General features: G+C 32.6%; 13 protein-coding genes and 1 pseudogene. 10 read left to right on the forward strand and 4 right to left on the reverse strand.

Going from position 1 to position 13,996, the window contains the following annotated elements; translation table 11 throughout:
* Positions 1-206 precede the first annotated feature (206 nt).
* Positions 207-893: a response regulator transcription factor gene (locus JOOMADRAFT_RS00845; protein WP_008610726.1), complete on the forward strand. Its 687-nt coding sequence runs from the start codon at positions 207-209 to the stop codon at positions 891-893.
* A 559-nt stretch (positions 894-1,452) separates the two neighbouring features.
* Positions 1,453-2,388, forward strand: a complete 936-nt coding sequence (locus JOOMADRAFT_RS00850) for a sensor histidine kinase (protein ID WP_008610727.1) — start codon at positions 1,453-1,455, stop codon at positions 2,386-2,388.
* Here JOOMADRAFT_RS00850 and JOOMADRAFT_RS00855 read toward each other — a convergent pair.
* Positions 2,362-3,414 carry a glycosyltransferase gene (locus JOOMADRAFT_RS00855; RefSeq protein ID WP_008610728.1) on the reverse strand — a complete coding sequence of 351 codons (1,053 nt, stop codon included), beginning with the start codon at positions 3,412-3,414 and terminating at the stop codon, positions 2,362-2,364. The two genes, JOOMADRAFT_RS00850 and JOOMADRAFT_RS00855, sit on opposite strands and share 27 nt — an antisense overlap.
* 70 nt (positions 3,415-3,484) lie before the next feature.
* On the opposite strand from JOOMADRAFT_RS00855, the gene trmB reads away from it, so the two are divergent.
* The 7 genes from trmB to JOOMADRAFT_RS00890 all read left to right on the forward strand — a co-directional run bounded on the left by trmB (position 3,485) and on the right by JOOMADRAFT_RS00890 (position 8,541).
* Positions 3,485-4,159, forward strand: a complete 675-nt coding sequence (trmB, locus tag JOOMADRAFT_RS00860; protein WP_008610729.1) for a tRNA (guanosine(46)-N7)-methyltransferase TrmB — start codon at positions 3,485-3,487, stop codon at positions 4,157-4,159.
* On the forward strand, positions 4,159-4,797 hold the full coding sequence (locus tag JOOMADRAFT_RS00865) for a LysE family transporter (protein ID WP_008610730.1): 639 nt from the start codon (positions 4,159-4,161) through the stop codon (positions 4,795-4,797). Before trmB ends, JOOMADRAFT_RS00865 begins: the two co-directional genes overlap by 1 nt.
* Positions 4,798-4,800: 3 nt before the next feature.
* Positions 4,801-5,127: an MGMT family protein gene (locus JOOMADRAFT_RS00870; RefSeq protein ID WP_008610731.1), complete on the forward strand. Its 327-nt coding sequence runs from the start codon at positions 4,801-4,803 to the stop codon at positions 5,125-5,127.
* A 382-nt stretch (positions 5,128-5,509) separates the two neighbouring features.
* Positions 5,510-6,640, forward strand: coding sequence for an Mrp/NBP35 family ATP-binding protein (locus tag JOOMADRAFT_RS00875; RefSeq protein ID WP_008610732.1), 1,131 nt, complete (start codon positions 5,510-5,512; stop codon positions 6,638-6,640).
* Between the two features lie 11 nt (positions 6,641-6,651).
* Positions 6,652-6,891, forward strand: a complete 240-nt coding sequence (locus tag JOOMADRAFT_RS00880) for a NifU family protein (protein WP_008610733.1) — start codon at positions 6,652-6,654, stop codon at positions 6,889-6,891.
* A gap of 188 nt (positions 6,892-7,079) precedes the next feature.
* On the forward strand, positions 7,080-8,132 hold the full coding sequence (locus JOOMADRAFT_RS00885; protein WP_008610734.1) for an NAD(P)/FAD-dependent oxidoreductase: 1,053 nt from the start codon (positions 7,080-7,082) through the stop codon (positions 8,130-8,132).
* 79 nt (positions 8,133-8,211) lie between these two features.
* Positions 8,212-8,541, forward strand: coding sequence for a 2Fe-2S iron-sulfur cluster-binding family protein (locus JOOMADRAFT_RS00890; protein ID WP_008610735.1), 330 nt, complete (start codon positions 8,212-8,214; stop codon positions 8,539-8,541).
* A gap of 68 nt (positions 8,542-8,609) precedes the next feature.
* On the opposite strand, the gene JOOMADRAFT_RS00895 is transcribed toward JOOMADRAFT_RS00890, so the two are convergent.
* Positions 8,610-9,311 carry an SGNH/GDSL hydrolase family protein gene (locus tag JOOMADRAFT_RS00895; protein ID WP_008610736.1) on the reverse strand — a complete coding sequence of 234 codons (702 nt, stop codon included), beginning with the start codon at positions 9,309-9,311 and terminating at the stop codon, positions 8,610-8,612.
* Between the two features lie 117 nt (positions 9,312-9,428).
* Positions 9,429-10,217: a DUF3050 domain-containing protein gene (locus JOOMADRAFT_RS00900; RefSeq protein ID WP_008610737.1), complete on the reverse strand. Its 789-nt coding sequence runs from the start codon at positions 10,215-10,217 to the stop codon at positions 9,429-9,431.
* 570 nt (positions 10,218-10,787) lie between these two features.
* Between JOOMADRAFT_RS00900 and JOOMADRAFT_RS00905 the strand changes: the two genes are divergently transcribed.
* Positions 10,788-12,845: a sensor histidine kinase gene (locus tag JOOMADRAFT_RS00905; RefSeq protein ID WP_008610738.1), complete on the forward strand. Its 2,058-nt coding sequence runs from the start codon at positions 10,788-10,790 to the stop codon at positions 12,843-12,845.
* A 10-nt stretch (positions 12,846-12,855) separates the two neighbouring features.
* Here the strand turns inward: JOOMADRAFT_RS00905 and JOOMADRAFT_RS00910 are convergent.
* A pseudogene (locus JOOMADRAFT_RS00910) lies at positions 12,856-13,956 on the reverse strand (DUF4407 domain-containing protein).
* Positions 13,957-13,996 lie beyond the last annotated feature (40 nt).

A 13,996-nucleotide genomic window follows, 5' to 3' on the forward strand; every position in this document is an offset into this window, starting at 1 on the left:
ATAAGTAAGTCCAATGTTACATTTGTGTTACCATATTAAATCATTGTTAACTGCTTTCATATTTTAATATTATCTTTACTTTTGACCTCGGAAAGGATAACCAAGAACTTTTTAAATCATTAAAAATGTTTTAGTTATCTAAAAAAAACAACTATAAAATGTTTTTGCTGAAGAAATGCGAGACATAACTAAACCTTACAACACAGATGAAAAAAAGGGAAATTAAAATCCTTTTAGTCGATGACGAACCGGATATATTAGAAATCGTAGGATATAATTTATCTACTGAAGGATACAATGTTACTACTGCAAAAAACGGTATTGAAGCAATTGCTAAAGCAAAAAAAGAAAAACCACACCTTATTATTCTCGATGTAATGATGCCAGAAATGGACGGTATCGAAACTTGTGAACAAATAAGAAAATCTACCGATTTAAAAGACACTATTATTACTTTTCTTACTGCACGTGGTGAAGATTACTCTCAAGTAGCAGGTTTTGATGCTGGAGCAGACGATTATATTACCAAGCCTATCAAACCAAAAGTATTGGTAAGCAAAGTTAAAGCTCTACTTAGACGCTTAAAAGAAGATGATGAGCCTGTTGAAAGCATTGTTAAGGTTGGTAATATTACCATTAACCGTGACGAATACAAAATTATTCAGTCTGGAGAAGAAATTATCCTTCCAAGAAAGGAATTCGAATTACTTTCATTATTAGCCAGCAGACCAGGAAAGGTTTTTAAAAGAGACGAAATCCTAGACAAGGTATGGGGTAACGAAGTAATTGTTGGAGGGAGAACTATTGATGTACATATCCGTAAACTACGTGAAAAAATTGGCGACGATCATTTTAAAACTGTAAAAGGAGTTGGCTATAAATTTGTATTATAAATTCTATTATCCCAAGTATAACACCCAGAGAAAACCTGTAATGTATTCAAAAAAAATACTTTCACACATTTAATACAGAGGCTTTCGATAAAAATTTAATAAGATTTGAGAGGCTTTCTAAAGAGTAATTTGTAGTTATCATCCTTCGACAAGCTCAGGATGACAGACAAGCTCAGGATGACAGAAAAGATCTGGATGACAGACTAGCTCAGGTTAACAGACAATCAGGTTGACATATAAATTTTAAATACTTTTTAGATAGTCTCCAACAAACAAAAGGAACAACATTCTAAAATTAAAAATTGATAGATTTTGATTTAAGTTTATTCTTACAATCTAAATCTATCATCTTTATTTTATAACTTTAACCATGGTTTCATAAACCCTAATTTTTAGTATTTAACAAAACACATAGCAACCTTTTAGCAGATTTAACATAACAATTTTGGAAACCAAATTAAAAAAATCATATCGTTTTGCACTGCGCTCATCAGCAATGATTGCAGCAGTAACAACCATCATTATTTCCTTATTTTTCTATTTCGAACTAAGAGGCTCTATGTATGCTGCAATTCTAATTTTAAGTGTTTTTATTGTTTCCTTTTTTATCATCCAATACCGTGTTGAAAAATTTATATACAAACGGGTTAAAAAAATATATGATGATGTTTCTCTTTTAGAATCTACCAATTTCCAAGCGCAACCTATTACTACAGATATGAGGACGCTAACAGAGGAAATTGAAAAATTTGCAGCTAATAAAAAACTAGAAATTGAAACTCTTAAAATTCGCGAAGGCTATCGAAAAGAGTTTATCGGAAATGTTTCGCATGAGTTAAAAACACCTCTTTTTACTGTTCAAGGCTATATTCTTACACTTTTAGACGGCGCAATGGACGATAAAGTTATTAGAAAAAAATACTTATCGAGAGCTAGTAAAGGGGTTGAAAGACTTATTTATATAGTGAAAGATTTGGACATGATTACCAAATTAGAGGCAGGCGATTTAAATTTACAACGCGAAAATTTTGATATTGTAGAGCTTACTCAAGCTACTTTCGATTTAATGGAAATGAAAGCTCACAAGAAAAAAATCACCCTTACTTTCGACTTAGATTACAAGGAGCCAATTATGGTTAGTGCCGATAAAGAACGTATTCAGCAGGTTCTTACCAACCTCATTGTAAATTCTATTAAATACGGAAAAGAAGGTGGAACTACCGAAATTAGCATTGAAAACTTAGTAAAAAATAAAGTTATTGTTAGGGTTACCGACAATGGAGAGGGGATTGAAAAACAAAATATCCCTCGCCTCTTCGAACGTTTTTATAGAGTTGATAAAAGCGGGAGCAGAAAAGAAGGAGGCTCTGGACTAGGACTTTCCATAGTAAAACATATTATTGAGGCACATAAAGAAAAGATTTATGTGGAAAGCGTTTTTGGAGTAGGTTCCGAGTTTTCTTTCACCTTAGAAAAGTCTAAAAAGAGCGCTTAAATCAAATGTGGATTCAAAGTTGGCCAAGCCCTTAAAATCTGTAACCGTTTCTAACATTTCAATTTTAAAATCTTCTTGTTTACAATAAGGAACAAGATTTTCTTTTTGCAATCTTTCTGCCAAATACTCTTGCTCATATTGCCCTGGCGTAGGAATAAAAAATGCCTTCTTTCCTAGCTTTGCCAAATCTAAAACTGTAGTATAACCCGAACGCGATAAAACTAATTCACTTTCATTAAACGCCGTTTCAAGCTGGGTAGAATTCATATAATTATAAACTGTTACGTTTCCTTCTTGACAAAAATGCTGCTCGTCTTCAATCTTTCCTCTTACAAATAAAACATTGCCTTTATATTTTTGAGTTTCTTTAAGCAAATTACTTTCTAGTAGAGTACGCTGTGGTTCTGGCCCCGAAATAATAACCATTAACTTATATTTTACGGGCAACTCTTTACGTTCCAATCTACTTAATGGCCCTATATATTTCAATTTCGGATTTTCTTTTTTTAAATGACCTAAGCGGCCACTTAAATTTGGTTCTCCAGCAACATCTGGCACCCAACATTCGTCAAACTTTTTGATTATTTTCTGATGCATTTCAGAACTAAACCATGTAGTATTTCCCGTCAATACATTTAATTGATGCGTAATAAAAACTGAAGGAACTTTTTTAGAATACACCCCCAAACGATTGTCGGAAATTATTCCGTCTAAAGCCAATTCTTTTACCAATTCTTTGGTTCTCTTTTTCTCCTTTTTGATGGCATTTAAAATTTTGGGCGAGTCCCAAAGCATCTTCAGTTTAAAATTCTTTGCTTTTTCAGCATATTTTATTTTATAAGAAGGCAATTCCACAAATTGCAAATCGGGGAATTCTTTGTTTAATAATTTATAAGCCTCTCCATCTGAAGCAATAATTGGCTCAAAATTTTCGGCTATTAATGCTCTTAATATCGGAATGCATCTTGTTGCATGTCCAAGCCCCCAATTTAAGGGAGCTACAAGAATTTTCTTCTTTTTAATCATAACTACAAATGAAGTTAATTTTTCACTACGAAAGATTTCCTTAATTTTGCCTTTTAATTAAATAATTGTTGTGGGGAGTAAAAACAAACTAAAACGCTTTAAGGAAAACGAAACATTTTCAAATGTACTTCAACCTACGCGTGATGAATTGGTAGAAGGAAACTTCAATCTAAAAGGAAATTGGAAAGCGTCTTTCTTTAAAAACAATAATCCCATTGTATTGGAATTAGGTTGTGGAAAAGGAGAATATACTGTGAGTTTAGCTCAAAGAAACCCTAACAAAAATTATATTGGTGTTGATATAAAAGGAGCTCGTTTTTGGCGCGGTGCAAAAACATCGGTTGAAGAAAACTTAACAAATGTTGCTTTTATAAGAACCCAAATAGAACTTATAGAATACATTTTTGCTGCTAATGAAGTGGACGAAATATGGATTACCTTCCCCGACCCACAAATAAAGTACAAACGTACTAAGCATAGACTTACAAATTTTAAATTTTTAGAGCGCTACAATAACATTCTAAGCAAAGAGGGAATTGTACATTTGAAAACCGACAGCGAGTTTATGCATGGCTACACTCTAGGGCTACTCCACGGACTAAATTATGAGGTTTTATATGCAAACCACAATATTTATAAAAATGAAGGAAGTCCAGAAGAAGTAACCTCTATTCAAACTTTTTACGAAAAGCAATACCTTGAAGTAGAAAAACCAATTACATATATTAAGTTTAAACCCAACTAATGTCGCATTTATTTATCCTTTTTTTTGCTACTTTTTCGGCATCTTTAATGGCGGTAGTTTTCCCTGGTTTAATTAATATCACAGCAGCAAAAACCAGTGCTAAAAAGGGAAAAACTAGCGGAATGATTTTTGCTCTTGGCGCTTCAACCACAGTTATTTTTCAAGCTTATATTGGAGTTTTAATCTCCAAGTATCTTTATAAAAATCCAAATGTTATTGACATACTGCTAAAAATAGCTTTGGTAGTTTTTGGTTTTTTCGCTATTTATTTTTTCATCTTAGCAAAAAAGAAAAAAGATATAAAGCACCCTAGAAAGGTAAAGATTAATAAAAACAAGAAAAATGTATTCTTTAAAGGAATGCTTATTTCTGCTTTAAACGTTTTACCTATTGCTTATTTCTGCGGACTAAACGCTGCGTGGAATGTTTCTGGCTGGATTAAGTTTCAATTATGGGATATCCTAGTTTTTGTAATTGCTGCAGGACTAGGAACCTTTGCAATGCTCTATATGTATGTTTTTTATTTTGATAAACTTCAAGAACGCACCGATACCTTTTCACGCTATTCGGATTATATTTTAAGCGCCTTAATGGCTGTTTTATTAATCATCACCTTTGTACGTCTGTTTTATTCATAACACATGGAATCTTCAAATTTTTTTGATCGGGTATATAAAGTTGCTAAACAAATTCCATACGGAAGAGTAACTTCCTACGGAGCAATTGCTACATACATAGGCGCTGCCCGCAGTGCTCGTATGGTTGGCTATGCCATGAATGGTAGCAGTCTCAAAGAAGATGTTCCAGCTCACAGAGTGGTTAATCGAAAAGGGATTTTAACAGGCAAGCATCACTTTCAAGGCACCAATCTTATGCAGCAATTGCTAGAAAGTGAAGGCGTTGAAGTAATAGACAATCAAATTCAAAACTTCGAAAAGTATTTTTGGAATCCTTCTGAGGAGCTATAGGCATAGTTTTTGAAAACTATGGTTTTTGAATAAGTCAAAGATTACATCCTCAAATTATTCAATTGTAACTTATCAATAAAATAACTTCATAACAACGTAACTCGATAGCTACTTTAATTTTAGAGGCGAAGTAATAAAATCTGTAATTTTCATTCCTAACAACGTAATCCCTAAACTTATTCTCTCTTTTACTCAATACTTTGTACTTTGTACTTTTCAACTTTCAACTTTCAACTTTAAATATGTATCTTTGTAATTTAGAATGAGTTTAAAATAAAATCAACTCCAAAAAGACGTAAAAAGCTAGGAAATAGCTTTTTAAACAACTCTTTCTACAAGGAAAAAAGTCACAAAGTGACCACAAGCATAAGAAGAATAAAACATGAAATTAGATAAAAAAGAAGTTTTAAAAGCACTCGAAACGATTTCCGCTCCAGGTGAAGGAAAAAACATGATAGAAAGTGGTGCCGTTACAAATGTTATGGTTTTTGGCGATGAAGTAGTAGTAGATATTACTATTAACAATCCAAGTTTACAGGCCAAGAAAAAAACAGAAGTCGAAATTTTAAAAACAATACACGATAAGGTTTTCCAAAAAGCTAAGGTAAAAGTAAACATCAAAGTTCAAGCGCCAGAAAAACCAGAAATTAAAGGAAAAGCAATTCCTGGAATTAAAAATATTATTGCAGTAGCTTCTGGAAAAGGAGGAGTAGGAAAATCTACCGTAACTTCCAATTTAGCTGTTACTCTTTCTAAAATGGGATTTAAGGTAGGACTTTTAGATGCCGATATTTATGGCCCTTCTGCCCCAATTATGTTTGATGTTGTTAACGAAAAGCCACTCGCTATTAATGTTGATGGGAAATCAAAAATGAAACCTATTGAAAGTTACGGAGTAAAAATACTTTCAATTGGATTTTTTACACAACCTAATCAAGCCGTTATTTGGAGAGGACCAATGGCTTCCAAAGCTTTAAATCAAATGATTTTTGATGCCGCTTGGGGCGACCTCGATTTCCTTTTAATAGACCTCCCTCCTGGAACTGGAGATATCCATTTAAGTATCATGCAAGCGCTCCCAATTACGGGTGCTGTTGTGGTAAGTACCCCTCAAAATGTAGCTTTGGCAGATGCTAAAAAAGGAGTTGCAATGTTTCAGCAAGAAAGCATCAATGTTCCTGTTTTAGGTATTGTAGAAAATATGGCGTACTTTACACCCGAAGAACTGCCAGACAACAAATATTACATTTTTGGTAAGGAAGGTGCTAAAAATCTGTCTAATGATTTAAATGTGCCATTTTTAGGAGAAATTCCACTAGTACAAAGCATTCGTGAAGCAGGAGATGTTGGCCGTCCGGCAGCATTGCAAGACAACACACCTCTTGAAATATCGTTTAAAGAAATTACAAAAAATATAGTGCAAGAAGTAGTTGGTAGGAACAAAAGTTTGCCTCCTACAGAAGCCATCAAAATTACCACTATGGCAGGTTGTTCTGCGGTTACTAAGAAATAATTTATACAGCAATGACGTCTGAAGAAGTTAAATTAAATGTACAAAAAGCTCTAGAAGAAATAAGACCTTTTTTAGAAAGCGATGGAGGAGACATCAGTCTAGTTTCCATTGATAATGACAAAATAGTAAATGTAAGACTCGAAGGAGCTTGCGTAGGATGTAGCGTTAACCAAATGACCTTAAAAAGTGGTGTGGAAATGACGATAAAAAAATACGCCCCGCAAATAGAACAAGTAATAAATGTAGAATAATTTGGGCGTATTTCCCTACCAATAAGCGCTGCTTATTGGTAGGGAAACCGGGCTTTTGCCACTCGCTTCTAGGCATTACTATGCCTAAAGAGCTCAAACAAAGGCGCAATCCCTTACGCATATTAACAAATATCATATAAAAAAAGCATTGGGAGAGTACCTTTGCATTTTCTAAAAGTTATTTTGTAATGATTCAAACAGATATACTTATCATAGGAGCTGGCCCAACAGGACTATTCACTGTTTTTGAAGCTGGTTTATTAAAACTCAAATGCCACCTTATTGACGCGCTACCACAACCAGGTGGACAATGCTCTGAAATATATCCTAAAAAACCAATTTATGATATTCCAGGGTTTCCAGAAGTTTTAGCAGGAGATTTAGTAACCAATCTGATGAAACAAATAGAAGCTTTCGAACCCGGATTTACTCTTGGAGAAAGAGCAGAAACTATTGAAAAGCAAAAAGACGATTCCTTTATTGTTACCACCAATAAAGGCACAAAACACCAAGCAAAAGTAGTAGCCATAGCTGGCGGATTAGGAAGCTTTGAACCTAGAAAACCTCAGCTAGAAAACATTCTTGATTTTGAAGATAAGGGAGTTGAATATATTATTCGTGATCCAGAAATCTATCGAAACAAAAAAGTAGCGATTGCTGGAGGTGGAGATTCTGCGCTTGATTGGAGCATCTTTTTAGCCGATATTGCTCAAGAAGTAACGCTTATTCACAGAAGAAATGAATTTAGAGGCGCGCTCGATTCTGTAGAAAAAGTAGAAGAATTAAAAAAACTTGGTAAAATTAACCTTGTAACTCCTGCCGAAGTTACTGCACTTAAAGGCAGTACAAAACTTGAAAATATTACTATTAAACAAAACAACGAGGAGTTTGATTTGGAATTAGACCATTTTATTCCGCTTTTCGGATTATCTCCTAAACTTGGACCTATTGCCAATTGGGGATTAGAAATAGAAAAAAATGCCATCAAAGTAGATAATACATTAGACTATCAAACTAACATTCCTGGTATTTATGCAATTGGCGATGTAAATACCTATCCAGGGAAATTAAAATTAATATTATGTGGATTCCATGAGGCTACTCTAATGTGCCAAAGTGCCTACAAACGTATTTTTCCTGATAAAAAATATGTCATGAAATACACTACTGTTAGTGGTGTTGATGGTTTTGATGGTTCAAGAAAAGAAGCAGAAAAAGCTGTTGTTAAATCCATTAATTAAAAACTCTACTTATTTACTAGAGTTTTATAGTTTTTCAAGGAAGTTTTATTTATTTTTGCTGCTTTAAAAACACAATGCAATGTCCGACATCACAATAAAAATTAAAGACCGAGAAGGAGAAGTTCACGAAATATTAGCACCAACAGATATGGCTATGAATTTAATGGAAGTAGTTCGTTCCTACGAGCTTGCTCCAGAAGGAACTATTGGTGTATGTGGAGGCATGGCAATGTGTGCTTCATGCCAATGCTATGTAACCTCAGACCATACCCTACCAGAAATGAGTTATGACGAAGATCTAATGCTTGCCGAAGCCTTTAATGTAAAAGACAATAGTCGTTTAGGATGTCAAATCCAAATGACATTTGATTTAGACGGACTCGAAGTGGAGTTAGCTCCAGAGGTATAAACACCCAATAATTAAAATATATAAGAGTGAATATTCTAGTTTTGATGCAGAATACTCACTCTTATTTTTTACTTTAAAAGATTCTTTTTTCGGATCTCAAATAGAATTTGAGTTACAAAACTACTATAAGCTTCTTTAGAAGGATGTAAATCGTCTGAGGCAACCAACAAACTGTTTTTTAAACCTTCTCTAGTAATGTTTGTGACATTTACATAACTCACTCCCATAATCTCTGCAGTCTTTTTAGCAAAGGCATTGTATGAGTCAATTTCGTTTGAAATCTCTTCAGTATTACCTTTCTTTTGTCCAAAAGGTGTATACGCATAATCTGGGATTGAAACCACAATTACTCTACTTTTATCGCCTTTTGCCAATTGAATTGATTTTGCTAATAACGCAGGAAAATCTTCTTGATATAAAGAAAAATCTTTTCCTTGATATTGGTTATTCACCCCTATTAAAAGGGTTACTAAATCAAAAGTACTTGCAGGTTGCTCTTCTTTTATTGCTTGAATAAGATCTGCTGTTGTCCAACCTGTTTTTGCAATAATTTGGAGTCCAATTTTAGCATTGGTATCTTCCGCTAAATCTTCTATTAATTGTATAGGGAAATTACAGCTTTCGCAAACACTTTCTCCTATTGTATAACTATCTCCTAAAGCTAAATAATTAAAATCTTCTGCTGTTGGAGCACTTGTACTCTCCATGGATGTTTGTTGTGTTTTACAACCCACAACAAGTACCATCAATATAATTACATATTTTTTCATTTGTTTATTATTTAAGTAGCTAGGGGGGATAATAAAGGACTTATGCACTTTTTAGGTTGGCAATTTACTACTATTTAGATAATTTAAGAATATATACCTCTAATTATTGGCTAAAAATTAAGAGTTAACTGGTATGGTTTGCGCCTTAATATCTCGCAAAATTCCATCCCAAAGTTGTGTTCTTTTTTCTAAAGATACCAGCGCAACTTCTTCTACTTCTTGCCACTTATTTTCATCATTTCCGCAAAGCTCTTCTACCATTTTATAAGCTAGAGGACCATGTGTATCTCCATCAACTTCTATATGCCTTTCAAAATAATACACCAATCTAGTCATATCTATTTCTGGATACTCTTGTTGCATATCTTTTAAAATGGCAGTAAACATATCTGGAATTAAATCTTCTCGTCCAAAGGTAAAAGCAGCAGCTATTTTATGTGGTTTTCCTTCAGCAATAACTTCAAAAGTAAATTTTAGAAACTCTTGTATGCCACTCGGCAAGGTATTTTTATCTAAAACACTTTGAACATCTTTTACAGTGGATAAACTATTTACAAAATCTTCTATAGTACTAATTGAAGCTCCACACAGTTGCATGGCTTCTAGATACATTTCATAATGACTTTTGTAAGCTCCATTTTCGTCAACATCTGTTTCTTCTCCTAAAACAATCTCATTAATTAGATACCTAGTTACAGGACTCCCAACAGGTTTCCAAGGCAAAGAAGTACAGGTTAAACTATTTTGAAGCGCCTTTAAAAGCGACATAAAATCCCATACTGCATATACATGGTGCTCTAAAAACGTTTGTAAATGAATTGGAGTTTGGATTGCTTTATACAATGGATGTGCCAATAAAACTTCTCTTTGGCTACCTATATGTTCATTAATTTTTTCTATATTCATAACAATAAATCATGCAAGGCTTATAAACAATCTAAAACCTATACAGTTTTTAATTTGCAAATATAGAAATCTCAGTCCCAAATAAATATAAGAATTTAAGACTTTTATCATAAAAGACATTAATGTCTGAGTAAAAACACAAGACTGCTTCGCTATAAAGAAACAGCGTAAAGACTAAATTTTAGCTATCATAAAGTTATGAGCTTTATATAAATATAGTTGATGGGAACAAATTTGACTCATTTTCAATACAAAGTCCTTTGATAAACTCAGGGCAGATGCTGAGGAATTAAACCCTCTACGAGGGATTGAAACGAACTTTCATTTATACTTTTTAACAGCAAGAGGTTATTTGGAAAATATCTTTTAAACCTTGATATAGCTGGAGTTTATATTTATCGGACAACAGTTCTTAAAAGATAGAAACGAAAAACAAACTTTTAAAAACTAAAAATGGACTTAAAATCAATCTAAAACAGTATATTCTCTAAATTAGAGTAAATTATTTATTTTATACTTAATATTGATCTATAGATTACTATTAAAAAGTTTTAATCTCTATTAAATTGTATGCTAAAAAAATTCTTGCTTTTTTTTCTCTTCATATACGCTCCGTATTGTATTGCTCAATACAGTGTAAGCAATGCTTTTTATAATGCTGTTGACGACACACTAAAGCCTGCAAATAGAGAAAACATTAAGTTAATGGAGTTGTTACGAATGATAGATCACAACTCATTATTTTACCCAGAATTTAATAGCGAAAAGGATTCTTTAATAGAAGTTATCAAAAAGAACACCTCCCCACTAGCTATAGAGGACAAAATTGATGCATACTTCATGCTAATGCTTTATAATTTTAATCATAATCATAGAGATAGTACACAAACGCTAAAATATGGAGATTCCTTAAAAATGTTAATTCAAAATAAGCAAGAAGGACATTTTTATCAACTCTATACACAAAATGCCATTGAAGCAATTCATCATCTTAATGCTAACCGATACGGAAAAGCTATTGAAATCCTCAATTTAACTATTGAAGATGCTAATAAAATAGAACACCCTGAATATCTAGCAAATGCCTATTCTGCCCTATCTTTTGCATATTATCAAACTTTTCAGTTTAATGAATCTCTAAAATATTATCATAAAACCGACTCCATTGCAGCACTATATTCCACAAAACAGTTTAGAGAACATATTAAAGTTGTTGCAAAAGATAAAGAAGTTGAAGAGCCAATTCTAAAATATATTGATATCAAAAATGCTGAAATGCTAACAGCTGCTGAAAAACGACTTAAGGAAAATAAAATCTACTATCAAAAAAATAAAAATGATTGGAATTATATATATTTTTTAAGAGCCGCCTATATAGCCTACCTAAAAAACGATGTAGAAAAAGCCAATGAGCTATTTAACAAAATAGACATAGAAAGATTAAGCAATAATACATATTTAACTTCTGTATACCCAGTAAAAACCATGAAAGCCTTATTGCAAGTTCACAATGGGGCTGTGGACGAAGCTTATAACTTCTACAACAATACCGAAGCTTACAAACCTGTGGAACATTTGTATAAAGAGTTACTTATTGAAGCGCTTTACAAAGCATTTTTAAAAAAAGGAGACCTAGAAAAGGTTGAGTTCTTACACAAACAAACAGATAATAATACTATTACCCAAAACATATACAAATACCAGGGTCTGGTAGCAGTTGCAGAAGCAGAACACCTAACACATGTAAAAGAACTAAAAATATTAGACCTAGAAAACCAAATTCAAGAAGACAAGAATCAAGATATTATATTATACGCAACTTCAACTATCCTCATACTTTTATTATTAGGAATTGTAATTATTCGAGCTAAAGAAAATCAGATTAAGCGACTTATTGATGAAGAAACATACAATAACCGAATTAGGTTGTTAGAAGAATCTCTAGAAGAAGTAGATAGAAAAATGAAAGATAATAGAAAAGACATTGGAGAGCAATTGCATAACGAGTATTTAGGCAATCTACTGGCTTTAAAATACCTTGTTTCCGATTATCATGACAAAGCTAAAATCCAAAAAAACAAAGATAAACTTAACGTTATTATTGAGGAACTAGATATGCTCTATCAAGAATCAAGAAATTTTTCGCACCAATTAATCCATGGAAAAGATGAAAATGTATCCTTAAATATTGTTGATTATTTAGACAGTCTACAATCTAGATTTGAAGAAGTAGGACTCTTAAAAATTCATTTACTATTAAACGATGATACAAAAGATAAATTACTAAACATACTCAATAAAGACCAACAACAAGTTATCTTCCAATTATTAAAAGAAACCATTTCAAACACCATTAAACACGCCAATACTCAAAACCTAAGTATTGCCATTCGTTTTACAGATTCCACTTGTGCAATAGTGTTAGAAAATGATGGTATTAAAAATACAATTAAAAAACCGAGTAAAGGTGTCAGCCTTATGAGTTTAAGACAACGTTTTCAAAAAATTAATGGAACTATAGATTTTTCTTTAAGCGCAAACGGATTCAGAACAGAAGCCTCCTTTCCACTTCAAAACAATAGCAAACCAGCTAAAAGCAAGCTCGAAAAACATCAGAAAGAGAACTAAAAAAATTAATTTACAAACTACTTTTTTGTTGATTATAAAATGCATCTGCTTGAAGCTGCATAATCTCTCTTGCCGATTTTCTTTTATATTGATACAACTCATCTTCCGACGCTAAATCTTCATAAACTTTATCGTTTATAGTTGCATCTGTAGCTAATTGTTTATTCCTTTGATACGCTTTTTGTTCAGCCCAATTTCTAACTGTATTTTCAGAATCTTCAAGTTTTATATCATATTCTCCTTTTGGCGCTAATAATTTAGAAATAATGGGAGCCGATTCAATAGCCAAAAACAATAAAAATATAAACAAAGAAGGCAACCAAGGTAATTTATCCAAAGCATTTACTCTGGCCATAAGTCCGTCAAAACCATCTATAGTTGGCTGTGTTGTATTTATTTTATCGTTTAGGTTTGTCTTCAAAACTGCTATTTCATTTTCTTTATTCTGAATAGTATTTTGATTTTGAAGCTTCAATGCCTGTAGTTCTGCTAATGCTTTATCGTGTTTCTCTCGCTTCTCTTTATAAACAGGTCCTTTTCCTATTTTCATAGTCCCTTTTGTCCCTTCAGCTTCAGAAATAAATGTATTATACAAGCTGTTCACTTCTGCTTCTTTTGAAGCTATATCTTCTTTTAATCCTAAAATTTCAGCATTTAATTTTTCTATTTCAGGCGAAAATTGCAACGCTATTTGCTCTTGGTTATCGAGTGTCATTTGGTTTTTTTCCTCTAAAAGAACACGATCTATTTCCTTCTGAAAAATTTTAAGCTCTAATGGTTTAGCAATCACCACAGCTATAATAATTGCCAAAATAAGCCTTGGAATTGCCTGAAGAAATTCACTTTTAAAATTATCCCTCTTCTTTATAGTTGAAACTATAAATCTATCTAAATTGAAAATAAGTAATCCCCATATCAACCCGAAAAAAACAGCAGTATATACATTATCAAAAACAGTATATAGCGCATAACTGGAAGCTATAAAAGCCATAATAGCTGTAAAAAATACAGTCCCTCCTATTCAAGCCTGTTTTATTTGTTCTGCTTTTGAACATTTAGAAAGCAAATCGGTATCTGCGCCAGCGCACATCCAGAAAAAATTTTTAATCATAACATAGTCGATTTTAGATTGATGCTATATATAACGCTAA

Origin of the sequence: Galbibacter orientalis DSM 19592, from assembly GCF_000260115.1 — a bacterium.
Taxonomy (GTDB): Bacteria; Bacteroidota; Bacteroidia; order Flavobacteriales; family Flavobacteriaceae; genus Galbibacter; species Galbibacter orientalis.

Excerpts from the sequence above, each read along its gene's own strand:
- JOOMADRAFT_RS00845 (WP_008610726.1), top strand. The coding sequence starts at position 207 with ATGAAAAAAAGGGAAATTAAAATCCTTTTAGTCGATGACGAACCGGAT.
- JOOMADRAFT_RS00880 (WP_008610733.1), top strand. The coding sequence starts at position 6,652 with ATGACGTCTGAAGAAGTTAAATTAAATGTACAAAAAGCTCTAGAAGAA.
- JOOMADRAFT_RS00865 (WP_008610730.1), top strand. The coding sequence starts at position 4,159 with ATGTCGCATTTATTTATCCTTTTTTTTGCTACTTTTTCGGCATCTTTA.
- JOOMADRAFT_RS00885 (WP_008610734.1), top strand. The coding sequence starts at position 7,080 with ATGATTCAAACAGATATACTTATCATAGGAGCTGGCCCAACAGGACTA.
- JOOMADRAFT_RS00900 (WP_008610737.1), bottom strand. The coding sequence starts at position 10,217 with ATGAATATAGAAAAAATTAATGAACATATAGGTAGCCAAAGAGAAGTT.
- JOOMADRAFT_RS00890 (WP_008610735.1), top strand. The coding sequence starts at position 8,212 with ATGTCCGACATCACAATAAAAATTAAAGACCGAGAAGGAGAAGTTCAC.
- JOOMADRAFT_RS00895 (WP_008610736.1), bottom strand. The coding sequence starts at position 9,311 with ATGAAAAAATATGTAATTATATTGATGGTACTTGTTGTGGGTTGTAAA.
- JOOMADRAFT_RS00855 (WP_008610728.1), bottom strand. The coding sequence starts at position 3,414 with ATGATTAAAAAGAAGAAAATTCTTGTAGCTCCCTTAAATTGGGGGCTT.
- JOOMADRAFT_RS00875 (WP_008610732.1), top strand. The coding sequence starts at position 5,510 with ATGAAATTAGATAAAAAAGAAGTTTTAAAAGCACTCGAAACGATTTCC.
- JOOMADRAFT_RS00905 (WP_008610738.1), top strand. The coding sequence starts at position 10,788 with ATGCTAAAAAAATTCTTGCTTTTTTTTCTCTTCATATACGCTCCGTAT.
- JOOMADRAFT_RS00870 (WP_008610731.1), top strand. The coding sequence starts at position 4,801 with ATGGAATCTTCAAATTTTTTTGATCGGGTATATAAAGTTGCTAAACAA.
- JOOMADRAFT_RS00850 (WP_008610727.1), top strand. The coding sequence starts at position 1,453 with ATGTATGCTGCAATTCTAATTTTAAGTGTTTTTATTGTTTCCTTTTTT.